17 protein-coding genes are annotated in these 16,064 nt (G+C 73.5%); 14 read left to right on the plus strand and 3 right to left on the minus strand.

Features of this window, described 5'->3' with window-relative positions:
* Positions 1–2: 2 nt before the first annotated feature.
* The gene (locus tag PKE79_RS05225; RefSeq protein ID WP_271172611.1) at positions 3–611 is read left to right on the plus strand and encodes an FHA domain-containing protein; all 609 of its coding nucleotides are present in this window, start codon (positions 3–5) and stop codon (positions 609–611) included.
* A 262-nt stretch (positions 612–873) separates the two neighbouring features.
* On the opposite strand, the gene PKE79_RS05230 is transcribed toward PKE79_RS05225, so the two are convergent.
* The gene (locus PKE79_RS05230) at positions 874–1,854 is read right to left on the minus strand and encodes a putative endonuclease domain-containing protein (RefSeq protein WP_271172612.1); all 981 of its coding nucleotides are present in this window, start codon (positions 1,852–1,854) and stop codon (positions 874–876) included.
* A gap of 427 nt (positions 1,855–2,281) precedes the next feature.
* Between PKE79_RS05230 and PKE79_RS05235 the strand changes: the two genes are divergently transcribed.
* From PKE79_RS05235 to PKE79_RS05265, 7 genes are read left to right on the plus strand one after another with little or no spacing between them, the layout of a single operon-like run.
* The gene (locus PKE79_RS05235) at positions 2,282–2,575 is read left to right on the plus strand and encodes a WXG100 family type VII secretion target (protein ID WP_271172613.1); all 294 of its coding nucleotides are present in this window, start codon (positions 2,282–2,284) and stop codon (positions 2,573–2,575) included.
* Between the two features lie 55 nt (positions 2,576–2,630).
* A complete protein-coding gene (locus PKE79_RS05240; RefSeq protein WP_271172614.1) occupies positions 2,631–3,650 on the plus strand; it encodes a WXG100 family type VII secretion target in 1,020 nt (339 codons plus the stop codon).
* Positions 3,647–3,955 carry a hypothetical protein gene (locus PKE79_RS05245; RefSeq protein WP_271172615.1) on the plus strand — a complete coding sequence of 103 codons (309 nt, stop codon included), beginning with the start codon at positions 3,647–3,649 and terminating at the stop codon, positions 3,953–3,955. The genes PKE79_RS05240 and PKE79_RS05245 overlap by 4 nt, the downstream gene beginning before the upstream one ends.
* 5 nt (positions 3,956–3,960) lie before the next feature.
* Positions 3,961–8,763 (plus strand): DNA/RNA non-specific endonuclease, encoded by a 4,803-nt coding sequence (locus PKE79_RS05250; RefSeq protein WP_271172616.1) that lies wholly within the window; start codon positions 3,961–3,963, stop codon positions 8,761–8,763.
* Positions 8,750–9,202 carry a hypothetical protein gene (locus tag PKE79_RS05255; protein WP_271172617.1) on the plus strand — a complete coding sequence of 151 codons (453 nt, stop codon included), beginning with the start codon at positions 8,750–8,752 and terminating at the stop codon, positions 9,200–9,202. The genes PKE79_RS05250 and PKE79_RS05255 overlap by 14 nt, the downstream gene beginning before the upstream one ends.
* Positions 9,199–9,489 carry a hypothetical protein gene (locus PKE79_RS05260; protein ID WP_271172618.1) on the plus strand — a complete coding sequence of 97 codons (291 nt, stop codon included), beginning with the start codon at positions 9,199–9,201 and terminating at the stop codon, positions 9,487–9,489. The genes PKE79_RS05255 and PKE79_RS05260 overlap by 4 nt, the downstream gene beginning before the upstream one ends.
* Complete coding sequence (locus PKE79_RS05265; protein ID WP_271172619.1) at positions 9,486–10,109, plus strand: hypothetical protein; 624 nt, start codon at positions 9,486–9,488, stop codon at positions 10,107–10,109. Before PKE79_RS05260 ends, PKE79_RS05265 begins: the two co-directional genes overlap by 4 nt.
* A 7-nt stretch (positions 10,110–10,116) precedes the next feature.
* On the opposite strand, the gene PKE79_RS05270 is transcribed toward PKE79_RS05265, so the two are convergent.
* On the minus strand, positions 10,117–10,746 hold the full coding sequence (locus PKE79_RS05270; RefSeq protein ID WP_271172620.1) for a TNT domain-containing protein: 630 nt from the start codon (positions 10,744–10,746) through the stop codon (positions 10,117–10,119).
* A gap of 216 nt (positions 10,747–10,962) precedes the next feature.
* Between PKE79_RS05270 and PKE79_RS05275 the strand changes: the two genes are divergently transcribed.
* The 5 genes from PKE79_RS05275 to PKE79_RS05295 are packed head-to-tail and all read left to right on the plus strand — an operon-like array spanning position 10,963 to position 14,584.
* Positions 10,963–11,301, plus strand: coding sequence for a hypothetical protein (locus PKE79_RS05275; protein WP_271172621.1), 339 nt, complete (start codon positions 10,963–10,965; stop codon positions 11,299–11,301).
* A 2-nt stretch (positions 11,302–11,303) separates the two neighbouring features.
* Positions 11,304–11,894: a hypothetical protein gene (locus PKE79_RS05280; protein WP_271172622.1), complete on the plus strand. Its 591-nt coding sequence runs from the start codon at positions 11,304–11,306 to the stop codon at positions 11,892–11,894.
* Position 11,895: 1 nt separating this feature from the next.
* Entirely contained in the window at positions 11,896–12,933 is a 1,038-nt protein-coding gene (locus tag PKE79_RS05285) for an RDD family protein (RefSeq protein WP_271172623.1), read from the plus strand.
* A gap of 7 nt (positions 12,934–12,940) precedes the next feature.
* Complete coding sequence (locus PKE79_RS05290) at positions 12,941–13,702, plus strand: FHA domain-containing protein (protein ID WP_271172683.1); 762 nt, start codon at positions 12,941–12,943, stop codon at positions 13,700–13,702.
* 24 nt (positions 13,703–13,726) lie between these two features.
* On the plus strand, positions 13,727–14,584 hold the full coding sequence (locus PKE79_RS05295; protein WP_271172624.1) for a carbohydrate kinase family protein: 858 nt from the start codon (positions 13,727–13,729) through the stop codon (positions 14,582–14,584).
* 8 nt (positions 14,585–14,592) lie between these two features.
* On the opposite strand, the gene PKE79_RS05300 is transcribed toward PKE79_RS05295, so the two are convergent.
* Complete coding sequence (locus tag PKE79_RS05300; RefSeq protein ID WP_271172625.1) at positions 14,593–15,504, minus strand: NAD(P)/FAD-dependent oxidoreductase; 912 nt, start codon at positions 15,502–15,504, stop codon at positions 14,593–14,595.
* Positions 15,505–15,566: 62 nt separating this feature from the next.
* Between PKE79_RS05300 and PKE79_RS05305 the strand changes: the two genes are divergently transcribed.
* On the plus strand, positions 15,567–16,058 hold the full coding sequence (locus PKE79_RS05305) for a MerR family transcriptional regulator (RefSeq protein ID WP_271172626.1): 492 nt from the start codon (positions 15,567–15,569) through the stop codon (positions 16,056–16,058).
* Positions 16,059–16,064: the final 6 nt, after the last annotated feature.

Raw genomic sequence — 16,064 nt, forward strand, 5'->3', positions numbered from 1 at the left:
ACATGGCATCGGCACGCTGCGCGTACTGCGCTGCGACACTCGAACCCAGCAGCATGTACTGCCTCGCCTGCGGGCAGCTCGTCCTCACCACGCGGGCCGACCGCGCCGCCGACGACGGGTGGGAGCCGACGGAGCGCTCGGCGGCGCCGGCACCCGTGCCGCCCGCGGAGCCGGCCGCGGATTCGAGGGCCGGCACCGCGCCATCCGCCCCCTCCTGGACGCCGCCCGACATCGCACCCCCCGCGACCCGTGCCGCGGCCCGGGCGCGCGAGGCCTGGGGCGAGCGGGTCCGACTCGTCTTCTCGACAGGGGAGGACGTCATCGTCTCGGGCAGCGCGGTCATCGGGCGGCGACCCGAGCAGACCGCGGCGACCCTCGGGGCACAGGCCGTGGAGGTCGCCGACACGACCCGGTCGATGTCGCGCGTGCACCTGTACCTCGAGCTCGAGCGGGGCACCCTGCGGGCCGGCGACGCCGGTTCCGGAAACGGCTCATCGCTGCGCCGCGGCGACCGGACCATCCCGCTCCCCGTGGGCGAGGAGCGGGTCGAGGTGCGCCCGGGCGACGCCCTCCGCGTCGGCGACGTCGAGATCGCGCTGTCGCCGGCCTGAGCCGGAGGCGGTGCGGGTGGCGGCGGCTGCCGGTGGTGGGGGCGGCTGTTGGGGTCGGCGCAGGTGGTGGGGGGCGGTTGTTGGGGTCGGCGCCGGTGGTGGCGCGGCGCCGGTGGCGGGGCGGTGCGGCTGTTGGGGTCGCAGTTTGCGGCCGTGTTCGGCCGTTTGAGGCCGGGAAGTGCGACCGGGGTGGTGGCGCAGCTGCCGGGGTCGCACTTTGCGGCTGTATTCGGCCGTTTGGGGCCGGGAAGTGCGACCGGGATCAGGCGCGACGGCCGCCGAGCGCGTGACGCACGCGTCGGACGAGCTCGCGCGGATTCGCCAGCAGCGGTGCGGTGACCTCGACGACCGTCCATCCCGCTGCGCGCAGTGACGCGATGCGCTCCGCGTCGCGGGCCCACGAGGCGCCGTGCAGCATCCCGAGGTACTCGATCGCCACGCGCTCGCGGCGGTAGAGCATGTCGACGCAGGCGAGGAATCGTCCGGAATCGTCGAACACGTCGCCGTTGAGCTCCGGCTCCGGCAGTCCGCCGCAGACGAGCTCGAACCGGACGCGCGATTCCTTGGGCGACCAGGCATCGGGACGGATCCATCCGACCGCCTCGCGCAGCCTGACGATTCCCTGCCACCGGCCGGTCGCGAGCGCGGCCTCGAGCTGCGCGACGGTGGCGAGCGGAGGCCGTCCGGGCGTCGGCCGGCCGACGCCTTCGCGCCAGACTCGGCAGAAGAAGTCGCCGAGGGCGATGAGATCCGGCAGCGGAAGCGTTCCGAGGCCGGCCCAGGTCGTCGCCGGCGAGGTCACGAGCAGGCCGGCGTGCTCGCGGAGCGACGTCATCTTCGCCTGCGCGCGGTGCCGGATGACGCCTCGAGCGCGAGGAAGCGCCGTCGGTCCGATCACACCCACGTGGACGCCGAGGTGCGTCTCGTCCGCGACAGCTCCGCCCGGCGTGAACACGAGGGGCAGCGGAGCGCCCCAGACCGACGCTGCCGTCTCGCGGCAGAAGAAGTGGCCCGGGTGCAGGCGATGCGCGTACGCCCTGGCGAGTCGGAGCCGCTGCTGCCGCTGCCGTTCGTAAGGGTCCTCGACCTCGCACGGAGCCAGGTCGACCGTGCGGATGCCGCGAAACGGGCGCCCGAGATCGGCCGCGCGCAGGCGCTTCTCACCGACGCCCAGCGCGCGTGCGTCGCGCACGGCGAAGGTGTCGCCGAGATCCTGCGGGAGGTTCATCCGGTGCCGGCCCATCTCCTCACCGTCGCACCAGCGCGCAGAGGCGCGTCCGCGCTCTCCACAGCCACCGCGACCTCTGGCTCGCGGTCCACGAACGTTCCGGTCGCAGTTCGCGGCCCCCATCGTCGATTTGGGGCCGCAAACTGCGACCTGGGCGGTGGTGGCGGTCGTCCCGGGGGCGGATCCCGGCGGGGCCCGCCGGATCCCGGGCGGGTGCCGGCGCGTCGACGGCGGCGCTGTGCAGAGGGCGTCGAGGGGCGTCCGGGAGACGCCCTTCGCGTCGGCGCCGGCGACATCCCTGCCGCGTTCCCGTCGGCTGCGCTTGGGCACTCCTCCCCACAGACGGATTTCGGGCCCGCGGCTAGCGTGGAGGCGACCCCGATCATCTGGGGTCAGGGGGCACGACTTCACCGCGCAGCGCGGTCACACCACGGAGGAAGAAATGGCAGAGATCAAGGTCACATCCGAGTCGCTCGCCAGCGTCGCGGGACAGCTCTCGAGCGGATCGCAGTCGATCGAGTCGCAGCTGTCGAACCTCAAGTCCCTCGTCGAGGGCCTCATCGCGGGCGACTGGAACGGCCAGGCGTCGCAGAGCTTCAACGAGCTCTACTCGCAGTGGGACCAGGCGGGCATCCAGCTCAAGGAGTCGCTGCAGGGGATCAGCGACCTCCTCAACCAGGCCGCGCTCTCGTACGAGGACAGCGAGTCGGCGATCGCCGCGACGTTCAACGGCTGATCCGTCGCGGTCGTCGGCGTCCGCGCCGACGACCGCGCCTGCGTAGGGGGCTTCCATGGTGCAGTTCAGGGTGCGGGCCGAGTCGCTCGCCGAGGTCGCGGGCCTTCTCGGCTCGGTGATCGCGACGTTCGACGGCAACATCTCGTCGGTCGACTCGCAGGTCCAGAACGCGCTTCAGAACTGGAAGGGCGACGATGCCGAGTCGTTCCGGCAGAACTGGTCGCGGTTCGTCGCCCTCTCCGAGCAGGTGCGCCTGTCGCTGACCGGGCTGCAGAACGGCCTCATCTCCGCCGGCGTGAGCTACGACACGACCGAGAGCGGGCTCCGCCAGGGGATGGCGCAGACGGTGCCGAGCGTGCAGGGCCTGCGCAAGCACGCCGTGCAGTTCGAGGAGGGCGTCGCCCGAGGCGAGGCCCGCGCCGAGGACATGGCCGAGTTCTTCGGCCGCGACTACGCCGGCGACGACGAGGTCGAGCGCTTCGGGGGAGGCGCTCTCGGTGGCTCGAAGGGCCGCTACACGGGTGGCGGCTCGGGCGACACCGACGGCGACGGCGACGACGACTCGATCGGCACGACGCCGTTCCTGTCGGACGAGTCGGTCGAGGAGCTGCACGGCGACGACAGCGAGCTCGAGGCGGGCTTCGTCGAGACCGAGGACGGCGTCGTGCAGAAGCCCGAGGAGGCCGTCGACGCCGACGCCCGCGACGGTGCCTCGGACGGCGGCGCGCCAGCGGATGGCGGCGCGGGCGCGCGCGAAGGCGCCGCCGGGCTCGACGCCCAGGGGCAGCCGGCTCCCGCCGATCTGCCGCCGGCTGCGGACTCGTCGATCCACGGCGACGCCGTGCCCGCCGAGTTCGAGCGGCCCGCGCCGGAGCAGCGCGCCGAGGCGCCATCGCTCGATGCGCCGTCCTTCGAGGCCTTCGTCGGCGAGCAGCGGGTCGAGGCCCCGTCGCTGCAGGCCGAGTCGCTCCGGGCCGAGATGGGCGCCGTGAGCTTCGAGAGCCCGTCGCTGCAGGCCGAGTCGCTGCAGGCCGACGTCGAGCTCTCGTTCGATGACACGCAGGGGGAGCGATGACCGATCAGCAGGCCGATCCCGCCGAGCTCAAGGCGCTCGAGCAGGCGATGACCGAGCTCGTGGGCTACTGCGACGCGCTCCGGAGCGGGGCGTCCGGGTTCGCGTACATGCTCCCGAACGAGTGGCAGGGGCCCGCCATGCAGGCGTTCCTCGGCGCGTTCAACTCCTGGGCGCTCGGCGCCGAGGCCATGCGCCTGAGTGCGGAGGGCCTGCAGAAGCAGGTGCACGCCGCTCAGGTCGCGTACGAGACCTCGGCCGACGCCATGGAGGACTACTGGTCGACCCTCGCGGCGGCTCTGGGATAGGCACGATGTCGAAAGAAGTGAAGATCACCGCGGCCACGATCGAGGCCGACGCCGCCACATATCGGAACGCCGCGCAGCAGCTCGAGTCGGCCGTCTCGGTCGCGAAGGGGTCGCTGAGCGGCGTCGCGGGCATGGCCGGCGACGACAACGCCGCCGAGGACTTCGCCGGCGGCGGTGACGACGGCTACGACGCGACGGCCACGGCCGTGCTCCAGTCGGTCCAGAGCATCGCGAACGGCTACTGGATCATGGCCGCCGCGCTCGAGAACACCGCGCGGATGTACCGCGCCGCGCAGTCTCCCGGTGCGGGTCAGACTCCGACGATCGAGAAGGCGACGGCGACCGAGGTCAAGGACGAGAAGGGCATCGACGCCCCCTCGGCGCTCGGCCCGGGTCTCCCCGGCGTGCTCGGCGAGTTCCAGGAGATCATCGAGTGGGGCCTCCAGCAGGTCGGCGTCGTGATCCCCACGGGCGACGAGGACAAGCTCGCGCGCGGATCGACCGCGTGGATCACCCTCGCGACGACGGTGCGCACCTGCGGCACGACCGCCGACGGCGCGCTCTCGTGGATCGGCGGCATGAGCCTTCCGCAGCAGGCGATGGTCCAGACGTCGCACGACGGCCTCCGCGCCTCCACGACCGCGATCGCCGGCAACGCCGAGAGCCTCGCGACGCGCATCGACGACTTCGTCGAGCAGCTCAAGATCATGCGCGAGCAGCTGAAGGACTTCCTGCAGCAGATGGCGCTCGAGCTCGCCGTGGATCTCGCGATCACGGGCATCCTCGGCGCCCTCACCTTCGGGCTCGGCGCGATCGCGGGCTCCGCCAAGGCCGCCGCGACCGTCGTGCGCTGGGCCATCAAGATCAAGAACCTCATCGACAAGCTGAAGAACGCTCTCCGCGCGATGCGCGGGGCGCGCGGGGTGACGGCACGCGCCGCGCTCGCCGCGGGCCGTGAGGGCCTCCAGTCGGCGATCTCGAGCTCCGTCTCGACGGCGATCATGAACGCCGCGCACGACGAGAACGACCCGTCCTATCAGCAGCAGGATGTCGGCACCGCCTTCATCTCGGCGTTCGCGGGCGGCGCGGTCGCCTCCCCGGTCTCGCGCGGGCTCGGCGGATCGGGCGGCCCCGGCTTCCGGAGCGGGCTCCGCCAGGTCGGCGGCGAGACGGCGGGCGGTGCACTCGACGGCCTCGCGAGCGGCGCGGTGGATGCCGCGATGAACGGCACCGAGTTCAACCCGCTGAGCGCGGCGGTGGGCGGCATGATCATCGGCGGCGCCATGTCCACCGGCATGCGCGGCGGCACGAGCGCCGTGAACGCGGGCCGGAACGCCCTCGGGCTCAACAACGGGCGCACGGTGACGCCGAACCCGGCCGGCGACACGAGCGGCAACGCCTCGCCGAGCCAGAACGCGGGCACGACGACGAACCTGCCCGACAGCCCGGCCACGGGCGGAAGCGTCGGCGGCGGATCGTCGAACGGCGGCGGCGGGACGGGCCGCACCGACTACGACGGTCCGACCCCCGGCGGCGTGGGCAGCGGCGGATCGACGACCACCGGCGGCGGCGGAGCGGGCACGTCGGACTACGACGGCCCGACCCCGGGCGGCGGAGCGGATGGCGGCGGCGCGGGAGGCGACGGCGGTCACGTCGACGTGCCCACCGATGCGAGCCCCGACGCGCCGGCCGAGCTCCCGGGCGACGGCCCCTCGGCCGAGACCCCGGAGAACGGCTCTGCCCCGGAGAACGGTGCGGGCGACAGCGGCACGGATGGCACGACCCCGGAGAGCGCGACGCCGGATGGCACGACCCCGGATGGCACGACCTCGGAGAGCGCGACCCCGGAGAGCGCGACGCCGGACAGCATCACGCCGGACAGCACCACGCCGGACGGCGCGACGCCGGACGGCGCGACGCCGGATGGTGCGACGCCGGATGGCATCACCCCGGAGAGCACCACCCCGGATGGCGCGACGCCGGAAGGCACCACACAGGACGGCACGACCCCGGATGGCACGACTCCGGAGAGCGCGACGCCGGAGAGCGCGACGCCGGATGGCACGACTCCCGAGGCCACCACACCGGAGGCCACGGCCCCGGATGGCACGACTCCCGAGGCCACCACACCGGAGGCCACGGCCCCGGACGGCACAGCTCCCGAGGCCACCTCGCCGGAGGGCGCGTCGCCGGAGTCGGGCACGCAGACGGATTCTCCGTCGGACGGCTCGGCGGAACACCCTGTGGCCGGCGACTCGGACGCATCGCCCGAGAGCTCGACAGACTCCGCCTCGAACGCAGACGCCTCGCCGCAGGAGAGCTCGACGAGCACCGAGTCGCCCGACTCGGGCACGGACGCCGCCGCGGACAGCGACCAGACGCCCGCTGCCGCGGCCGCCGGCCGTGCCTCGACGCGCGAGACCGAGGCGGCGCCGGCCGATGCGGATGCCGCGCAGAGCGCGGGCGACGACACCGGAACCGAGACCGCGACATCCGCCGATTCCGACGCCGACGCGTCGTCTGACGCCGATGAGTCGAGCCACGCCGACGACTCCGGTGACACCGAGGAGTCCCGCGACGGCGAGAGCGACCAGCAGGACGCGGACCAGCAGGACGCGGAGCAGCAGGAGGCCGAGGAGGCTGCCGCGGCCGGAGCGGCTTCCGCCGCCGCGGCAGCGGGCGTTCTGGCCGCCCCGCGCGCGATGCCGTTCCGTGGGGCGGGAGCCGGAACCGGCAGCGTCGCCGGCGGTCATGGCGCGGGTGCCGGCAACGGCTCTTCGTCGCCCGGCGACTCGTCGTCCAGCGACCCGATGAGCTCGCCGGATCAGTTCGGGAACGGGTGGGATCGCGCGCAGAGCCCCGTCGGGTCGAACCCGATCGATCCGGCCTACGGCGACCCGCGCGGGCCGGGCAACAGCGGGCAGCTCGATCCGCGGTACACCCACCCGGGCGCGGTCCGCCCGGACGTCCAGCACCTCGTCACGGACCCCGCTGCCCCGTACGGGCGCGACGACGCCGGCAACCCGCTCTCACAGGCGGCCTGGGAGTCGCGGTACACCGACGCGAACAACCGGCCGGTGTATCCCGGCAACGACGGCGGCGACCCGGGGTCGTATCGGCACATCACCGACCTCGACGTGTTCCACCAGAACTACGGCGGGCAGCTCGATCGCATGGGCGGTCCCCAGGGCGACTACTTCTCGCTTCCCGGGACGCCGTTCGAGGCGCGCGCCCTTCCGCCGGGCAACCTCCGCGCGGACTACACGATCCGCGATCTCGTGAGCCTCCCCCCGGGCGGGCGGATCGAGGTCTCCCGGATCGCGCCGGCCTTCGGGCAGCCGGGCGGCGGCCTGCAGGTGCGCATCCTCGACGGCAGCGGCCGGCCGATGTCGCAGGAGGCTCTCGAGCGCGGCGGCCACCTCCGCGATCCCGATGCCCCGGACGCGTCCGACGGATCGAGCACGCGGAACGGCGCCGCGACCGGACACGACGCGGACGCCTCGGATGGCCCTGCGGATGCGTCGGACGGCGGTGCGGACGCGGACGAGACGGGTGCGGCCTCCGACGACCAGTCCGCGGCCCAGGAGGGCGAGCGTGACCCGCGGTCGCCCTCGCCCGAGGACAGCCCCGAGCAGATCCGCGACAAGATCGACGAGGCGCTGGGGCAGTCGAACACGGGCTACGACCCGTACGACCTTTCGAACGGGTACGCCGAGAACTGCGGGAACGTCGCGGCGAACATGCACGACTTCCTGAGCGGCCAGCCGATCCGGGATGCCGACACCGGCACGCTCGACATCGACGAGATGGAGGCGCGCACGGGGCTGCCGCAGACCCCGATGACGCCGGAGCAGATCGAGGCCACGCTGCGCGCTCAGGGACCGGGCTCCCACTGCGTCGTCGGCGTCGACCGCGGCGACGACCTCGACGGGCACTGGTTCAACGCGGTGTTCGACGGCGAGCAGGTCTGGGTCGTCGACGGCCAGGACGGCACGCGGTCGCCGTGGCCGCCGGACGAGCCGGACGCGACGAACTGGGACGCGTCGATCGACCCGTCCGACGTCGTCGACGCCGACGCCGACGCCGACGCCGACGGGGACGGCTCGGGCGGGGACCGGACGGGCGGGCGGCGGATGCAGCCCGTGCACACGGGACAGGACGCCGCGGGTCGGCACACCTACACGGTCGACTGGGATCGTCCGAAGACCCCGTTCGCGAAGCAGAGGGGGCTGGAGCCGAACGCCGTCTACGAGGTGAAGGGCCGGGGGACGTTCTACACCGACGCTTCCGGCACGGTGACCCGCGTGGAGACCTCGTACAGCCCGGACGGACTGAATCCGGATCTCCACAATCCGCAGCCGAACACGACCTACGTCGTGACCACGGAGAACGGCAACAGCACCCACACGTTCGAGACGGACCATCGGGGCCGGACGATCGAAGCGCACACCGACAGCCTCGACTTCGACGACGCGCGTCGATCGGAGAGCGTGCAGAGCCGTGTCGGTCGGCAGGGCGGAGCCGACTACGACGGCGGGCACCTGTTCGGCAATCAGTTCGGCGGCGGCGGCGAGAGCGTCAACCTCGTCGCGATGCTGCGCGACGTCAACCAGAACAGCGGAGCGGACAGCTTCTACGCGCTCGAGCAGCACTGGGCCGACCTCCGCCGCGCCCATCCGCAGACGCCGATCGAGGTGCGGATCTCGCCGATCTACGATGGGAACGCCAAGACGCCGGATGTCATCCAAGTCCGCTGGACGGAGAACGGACGGGTGAAGATGAGGGAGTTCTTCAATGACGACATCTGATGACGCGGCGGTCGAACCTCCCTTCCTCGTCGAAGCGCGGCTCCGAGAGGAGATCGCGAGGACCCTGGCGAGCGCCGCACCCGACGACTGGGAGGCCATCCGCTACCGCGCGGCGACCGTCGCCGGCGTCGCGGATGTGACGATCTCCCTCGTGCGGGACGGACACGAGGAGCCCTTCCTCGACGCTCCGTCGGTCGCGCTGCCACGGAGGCGACTCCGCGCGGCGATGTACCGGCCGGGCGAGGGGACCTGGTTCTCGCTCGAGCTCGAGGTGTCCCGGAGCGGGTCGGTCGAAGCCCGATACGACTACGACGGCGAGCCGGCCTTCCACGTCGCCCCGGCGGCGAGTGCATGGGTGCAGGACCAGGAGCGGTTCCCCCGCGATCCGGAGAACCAGCCGGACTGGCTGAAGCGCAAGCTCGAGGAGGCGTCGTCGTGAGCGGCGCATCGCCCTCTCCGGCGCAGCAGCGTCTCATCGACGTCGGTGTGGCGTACTGGCGGCGGATGGTGTCGGAGGAGGCTCCGCTCGGCGTCGAGCTGCTGCCGGACGACGATGCGGTCGTCGTCTCGCACGCCGTGCGCGGGGGAGGGCGGATCTACGTCGCCGCCGATGAATCCGTCCTGTTCGCGGGGTCGGGGGCGCCCCCGCATGAGGCGATCGAGGTCTTCCGGTCGGGGCGGCGCACGCCGCCGGAGCAGTTCCGGCCGCGTGACGGCCGCCGGTGACGATGCGCACGAGCTTCTCGGCGCCTCCGCCCCGCGGCCCGGACGCGCCCCTCGTCGACGAGGCCGAGATCGACATCTGGGGTGCGCGTGCGGTCCGGCACGCGTCCTGGGCGAGAGAGCTCCTCGGCCGGCTCGCGGCGCAGCGCGGGGAGCATCTCGACCGGGAGAGCCTCCGCTACGCGGTGACGGCGGGTCCGGAAGAGCTCGCGGTCGTGTGGGCAGCGGGGCACGCCGTCGTGTACGTCGCGCCCGACGGCTCCGTGTGGCATGCGGACGCGGAGGCCGTGCGCCGAGAGGACTACGAGGACTTCGCACGGGGAGAGCGGACGCCGATCGAGCGGTTCGGCGCGCCGGCCGACGAGGGCGACCTCCCGCGGTCCGCGATCCCGGGTCTGGCCGAGGATCTGGCCGCGCGCGCGGGACTCGACGTGCTCCCTCGTCGAGCAGGGGTGCTGCTCGCGGTGGGCGACATGGAGCTGGAATGGCTCGTCGCGGAGGAGGACGGCGTGCTCGTCGCCTATCGCGTCGAGCGGGGCTCCGCGCGGGAGCTCGCGCGATCGTCCGACGCGTCCGTCGCGGTGCGCGCTGTCGAGTCCTCGCTCGGTCTCCTGCGCGACTGAACGGCCCTCAGCCGTCGACGCGGATCCGCTCGAGCGCTCCGCCGACGACGAGATCGCGGATGCCGACGAAGTCCTGAGCGAGCGTGCAGCGGAGGCCTCCGCCGCGCTGGCCGAACCAGGGCTGGGCGATCTCGACGCGCACGAGCACGTTCGACCGGGTGAGGAACGCATGCCGTTCCGAGCCCTCGGGCAGCACGCCGACCGGCGGGAGAGAGCGTGCTTCGTAGGCCGTTCCGTACGGGAAGAGCATCGTGCCGTCGAGAGCGCCGATCCGGTCCAGCGCGACGCCCGACGGCAGCTCGATGAGGAGCGAGCCGCTCGCCGCGCGGTCCTGCAGATCGGCGAAGTGCGCCGTCGCATCCTGCACGGCGCGCTCGACCTCCGCCTCCGGCAGCGTCGTCTCCTCCGGGATCGGGCGGTCCAGGTACGCGAGCAGAAGCGTGGCGGCGGCGCCGTCGTCCGGCGCCGACCCGAGCACGAAGGCGCGCCCGTAGTCGACGGTCTCCAGCAGCCATCCGTCGGCGTCGGGGGAGAGGCGCAGCGCACCCTCCAGCGCGGGGCCGTCGTCTCCGGGCAGGATCACCGCCCGAGGGTGCACGGATCGGCGCGCGAGTTCCTGCCGCAGCGTGTCGAACATGCCTCGAGCCTAGCCAGCGCGCCCGCCGGGCGCGGGCCTCCGGCATGGGCAGGACGACCCGCTGGCGCGCCCGTCCCGGGTGCCGCGCATGCGCATGGGCTGAACTCCCCATGCCGCGGACGGGGAGCGGATGGCCCGCGCCTCTAGCATGGAGGATCGCGAATGCCGTCGCGCCCGCGCGACGGCGAGGCAGGACCCACGGAGCGGAGCAGGACTGTGTCGACGACCGCGGACACCCTCGCGCAGCGCTGCGAGCGGCTGCGCGAGCCGGTGACCCAGCTGACCGCCGTGAGCATCGGCGCCGCGGTGAGCCCGACGGGCATCGCGGAGGCGCTCGTCGCGGCGCGCGAGGTGCAGGCCATCCTCGAGGACGACAGCTCGGGCATCGAGCCCGGAGCCTTCGCCGACTGGCTCCCGACCGCCCGTTCGACCGTGCGCGGCATGGTCGAGGCGCTCGAGCGCGGCGACGCCGCGGAGTCCTACCGGCTCTTCACCGACCAGTCCACGGGCTTCTACCGTCTCGCGCTCGGGTGCGCGGGATTCCCGGGGTGGTGAGGATGGCCCTGCAGGAGATCGAGCGCGGGCTCCTCCGCGCGCAGCCCGAGCGGTTCGCGCAGGAGCGCTCGCGACAGAAGCTCGTCGGGTACGGCATCGCCGCGGGCGTGCTGCTGCTCGCCGCGATCATCGGCACGGCGAGCCTGCCCGCGTTCTGGGCGCACTTCAGCGGGATGGCGCAGGCCGGGTACGACCCCGTGCGCCCGTTCCGCGGCGCGGGGATGGGGTTCGTGGGGGTCGTGATCGCCCTCGTGTTCCTGTGGCTCTTCGGCCTCCTCTTCGCCCATGCCGCGATCTTCCGCGCACGCAACTGGGTCGAGCGCGCGTCGGGTCACCGCATCCGCACGGGCCGGACCGCCCGGTTCGGGGACGTCGGCGCGTACGACCGCTGGCTCGCGCAGATCCAGTCCGGCGGCCTCGCGTCGTTCCCCGACGCGGCCGGCGGCGCCGGCGCGGGGAAGGCCATCCTGCAGACCGTCGAGGATCGCGAGGGCGGCCGTGTCTTCGTGTGGCTCGAGGCGGCCGACGGGCGCCACGCATCGTTCGAGTTCGAAGGCGCGCCCGCCCGGGCGCTGATGACCCCCGCGGGGTGACATGAGCGGCTGGGCGATCATCGACGCACGGGAGGCGGCGCCGGAGCCGACCCCCGTGAGCGTCGACCGCGCCGCTCAGCTCGGCCTCCGGGCCGCGCCGCTCGGGCGCCGCATCGGCGCGGCGGCGATCGACGCCCTCCCGGCCGCCGTGTTCGCGGCGCCGGTCGCGCTCGCTCCCCGGGCCATCCTCTCCGGCGAGCTCCTCTGGATCCTCATCGCCGCGACGGGTGCGCTCCTCCTCGTCGTCTACGGCCTCGTGCAGCTCGCCTCGCACGGTTCGCGCGGTCAGACGTTCGGCAAGCAGCTGCTGCAGCTGCGCACCGTCCGCGCCGACACGCTCCGTCCGATCGGATTCTGGCGCGCGGTCCTCAAGGCCGGCATCCCCGTCGCCGCGGGCGTCGTGCCCGTGGTGGGAACCGCCGTCGTCCTGCTGTCGCCACTGTGGGATCGCGAGGGGCGCCGCCGCGGCTGGCACGATCATGCGGCGCGCGCGTGGCTCATCGATCTGCGCGCGGTCGACCCGACCGACCCGATCGCGTTCGAGGCCGCGCGCGGCCGGGCCAGGGCGCGCGTCGACGTGGCGCCCGCGCCATCCGCCGCGCCAGCGCCGTCGCCATCCGCTGCCGCGCCGTCGTCATCCGCCGCGTCCGCGCCGTCGCCAACCGCCGAGCCCGCGCCATCCGCGCCGTCCGAGCCCGCGCCATCCGCATCGGCACAGGCGCGCGTGCGCCTCGACACGGGCGAGGAGTACCTCGTCTCGGGGCTCTGCCTCGTCGGCCGGATGCCCGCACCCGAGCCCGACGAGCGCGTCGCCTACGCGCTGCCCGTCCGCGACGACGCCCGCTCGGTGTCCAAGACCCATTTCGCCCTCGACGTGCGGGCCGAAGGGATGGCGGTCCTCGATCGCGGTTCCGGCAACGGCACGCGCGTCATCCGAACCGGCGTCGAGTACCCTGTCGCCGTCGGTGTCCCTGTTCCGATCCGCCCAGGCGACCGCATCCGCTTCGGCGATCGCACGATGGAGGTCCTCCATGTCTGACAACCTCATGAGCGCTCCCGACAGCGCTCCCACCGACACCGTCCCGGGGGCCGAGCGCCCGCTCCGCGTCGAGTTCGCCGGCGAGTGGTTCACGGTGAGCCCGAGAGCGCGCTTCTCGATCGGGCGCGAGGGCGACCTCGAGGTCGACGACAACCAGTACCTCCACCGGCACTTCCTCGAGCTGTCGTTCAACGACGGCCTCTGGTGGCTCGCGAACGTCGGGTCGCGCCTCGCGGCGACCGTCTCGAGCGCGGGCGGAGCGGTGCAGTCGTGGCTCTCGCCCGGCGCCCGCATGCCCGTCGTCTTCGCGCAGAGCGTGATCGTCTTCACCGCCGGCCCCACGACGTACGAGATCGGGCTGCACACGGAAGAGGCGCACTACGCCGTCTCGAGTCAGGTGCAGACGTCGATGAGCGGCGAGACGACCGTGATGCCGGTGAGCTTCACGCCCCTCCAGCGCGTGCTCATCGTCGCGCTCGCCGAGCCCATGCTGCGTCGCGAGGGCGTGAGCGTGAGCGAGCTGCCGTCGTCGAGCGCCGCGGCCGCGCGGCTCGGGTGGACGATGAGCAAGTTCAACCGCAAGCTCGACAACGTCTGCGACAAGCTCGACCGGATGGGCGTGCAGGGCCTGCGCGGAGGGCCCGGCAAGCTCGCGACGAACCGCCGCGCGCGGCTCGTCGAGTACGCGGTGTCGTCGCAGCTCGTGACGCGCGCCGACCTGCCGCTCCTCGACGACGAGGCGCTGCGGAACTCGACCGAGGAGGACTGACCCGCCATCCGGTTGGATGGGGGCATGCCCTCTCCTCGCGTCGTCGTGTGCGGCCCCTCCGCCTGGAACCACCTCATCGTGCTCGACCGGCTCCCCGAGCCCGTTCCGCACATGCAGTTCGCCGAGCGCGCCTGGCACACGGCGGGCGGCACATCGGTCGGCAAGGCGCTGCACCTCGCCGACCTGGGCGTCGACGTGCGCCTGCGGACGCCGGTCGGCGACGACGCCGACGGGGCGCGTCTTCTCGCGGCGCTCGAGGCGGCAGGGGTCACGGTCGACCGGGTCGCGTCGGAGCGCACCGAGCGCCACGTCAACCTCATGACCGACGCCGGCGCGCGCGTGTCGCTGTACGTCTCGACGCCCACCACGCCGTCGTCGGCGGATGTCGACGCGGCCGCGCTCGCCGTGGCGGAGGCCGACATCGCCGTCGTCGACCTGAGCGAGCTCGGGATGCTGCTCGTCGAGCGGTCGCCCGCGACCCCGCTGTGGATCGACCTGCACGACTACGACGGCTCGTCGGCCTTTCACGAGCCGTTCGTCCGCGCGGCCGACGTCGTCTTCATGAACGACGACCGCACCGACGACCCCTGGGCGCTCATGCGGTCGTGCCTCGACCACGGCCCGCGCCTGGCCGTCTGCACGCGCGGAGCGGAGGGCGCGGTGGCCCTGTCGGCGTCGGGCGAGCGGTTCGAGGTCGCGGCCGCACCCGCGACCGTGGTCGACACGAACGGCGCGGGCGACGCCTTCATGGCGGGCTTCCTCGCGGCGACGGCGCGAGGGGCGGCGGTAGACGATGCCCTGCGCGCCGCCGCCGAGCAGGCCCGCATCGCGATCGGATCGCGGCACCTGCACCCCGCGCTCGAGAGCGCCCTCGGCGACTGAGCCCGCCCCTACATCCCCAGCGCTTCCGCCACGAGATCCTGCACGCACGCGGCGCCGGCGAGCTGCCCCGACGCGACGGCGGCCGCGACCGCGTGCAGCGGCATCGGCAGGCCGGGCGGCTGCGCGATGTCGCCGGCGGCGTACACGCCCGCGCGGCTCGTGCGGCCGAACCCGTCGACGACGATCGCTCCGCCGTCGCTCATGGCGAGTCCGAGGTCCGCGGCGAACGGCGCGGCCTGCCGCCACGCGGTCGACGTGAACATCCCCGCGAAGTGCTCGCTCGAGCCATCCGAGAACCGCGCGGCGACCCCGTCGCCCTCCTGCGCGATCTCGGCGATCCGGCCCGAGCGGATGGCGGCGCCGAGCCGCGCGAGCACACCCGCCACCTCCGGGGCGACGGGCTCGTCTCCGGGCAGGACGACCGTCTCGGCGGCGATCGGAGCGAGCATGGCCACGAGACGCGGCGTGTGCTCGCCGGCCCCGATGATGCCGACGCGTCCGCCCGCGAACTCGTGCCCATGGCAGAACGGGCAGTGCGCGACGGCGTCGCCGAACGCATCGGCGAGCCCCGGGATGGCCGGCAGCGCGTCGGCCACGCCCGTCGCGAGGATCACGCGGCCCGCATCGACGCGATCGCCGTTCTCGAGCTCGAGGGCGAACGCTCCGAGGTCGCCCGTGATCGACACGACCTTCCCCTCGACCGACGTGATCGTCGGGTAGGCGGCGATCTCCTCGCGTGCCGCGGCCCGGAACGCGGCGGGCGGGCGTCCGTCGTTCGTGACGATGTTGTGCATCGCGCTCGTGGGGGCGTTGCGGTAGACGCCCGAGTCGATGAGCGCGGCGGAGCGGTGCATCCGGCCCAGTGTGAGGGCGGCCTGGAGGCCGGCCGGGCCTCCTCCGATGATCGCGACGTCGTGCATGTGCGGCTCCTTCCGGATGGTGCGGGTTGCGGGAGGAGGCCAGTGTGTGACTTCATGTCGACATGAAGTCAAGTGCGTGGACGGTCGGCGAGCTGGCGGAGCGATTCGGGCTGGCGACGCACGTGCTGCGCCACTGGGAGGGCCGCGGGCTCCTCGCGCCCGAGCGCGACGGCGCGGGGCGGCGCCGCTACGGCGAGGCCGACGCGTATCGCGTCGCGGTCATCATCGCGAGCAAGGCCGCCGGGATGAGCCTCGATCAGATCCGCGCGCTCGTCGACACGGGCGCGGCCGGGCGGCATGAGATCCTCGAGCGCCACCTCGCCGAGATCGACGAGAGCATGGCCGCGCTCGAGCGGGCGCGCGCGATGGCGCTGCACGCGCTCGAGTGCCGCGCGCACGACATCTCGACGTGCCCGAACTTCCGTGCGAACGTGGCCGATATCGTCGCGGGCACGCGTCGCGGCATGGGGTTCCCCGGCGCGCGAGCGCAGGAGAATCCGCCGAGAGCAGGACGGCAGGGGCCGATCGGTCCTGTCGCGGCGCGATCGTCCTGATCCCGC

The organism is Microbacterium barkeri (assembly GCF_027921765.1).
GTDB lineage: Bacteria > Actinomycetota > Actinomycetes > Actinomycetales > Microbacteriaceae > Microbacterium > Microbacterium barkeri.

Coding starts and splice junctions, on each gene's coding strand:
- PKE79_RS05230 (WP_271172612.1), bottom strand. CDS start 1,854: ATGGGCCGGCACCGGATGAACCTCCCGCAGGATCTCGGCGACACCTTC.
- PKE79_RS05295 (WP_271172624.1), top strand. CDS start 13,727: ATGCCCTCTCCTCGCGTCGTCGTGTGCGGCCCCTCCGCCTGGAACCAC.
- PKE79_RS05240 (WP_271172614.1), top strand. CDS start 2,631: ATGGTGCAGTTCAGGGTGCGGGCCGAGTCGCTCGCCGAGGTCGCGGGC.
- PKE79_RS05255 (WP_271172617.1), top strand. CDS start 8,750: ATGACGACATCTGATGACGCGGCGGTCGAACCTCCCTTCCTCGTCGAA.
- PKE79_RS05285 (WP_271172623.1), top strand. CDS start 11,896: ATGAGCGGCTGGGCGATCATCGACGCACGGGAGGCGGCGCCGGAGCCG.
- PKE79_RS05225 (WP_271172611.1), top strand. CDS start 3: ATGGCATCGGCACGCTGCGCGTACTGCGCTGCGACACTCGAACCCAGC.
- PKE79_RS05290 (WP_271172683.1), top strand. CDS start 12,941: ATGAGCGCTCCCGACAGCGCTCCCACCGACACCGTCCCGGGGGCCGAG.
- PKE79_RS05235 (WP_271172613.1), top strand. CDS start 2,282: ATGGCAGAGATCAAGGTCACATCCGAGTCGCTCGCCAGCGTCGCGGGA.
- PKE79_RS05270 (WP_271172620.1), bottom strand. CDS start 10,746: ATGTTCGACACGCTGCGGCAGGAACTCGCGCGCCGATCCGTGCACCCT.
- PKE79_RS05250 (WP_271172616.1), top strand. CDS start 3,961: ATGTCGAAAGAAGTGAAGATCACCGCGGCCACGATCGAGGCCGACGCC.
- PKE79_RS05280 (WP_271172622.1), top strand. CDS start 11,304: ATGGCCCTGCAGGAGATCGAGCGCGGGCTCCTCCGCGCGCAGCCCGAG.
- PKE79_RS05245 (WP_271172615.1), top strand. CDS start 3,647: ATGACCGATCAGCAGGCCGATCCCGCCGAGCTCAAGGCGCTCGAGCAG.
- PKE79_RS05300 (WP_271172625.1), bottom strand. CDS start 15,504: ATGCACGACGTCGCGATCATCGGAGGAGGCCCGGCCGGCCTCCAGGCC.
- PKE79_RS05305 (WP_271172626.1), top strand. CDS start 15,567: ATGAAGTCAAGTGCGTGGACGGTCGGCGAGCTGGCGGAGCGATTCGGG.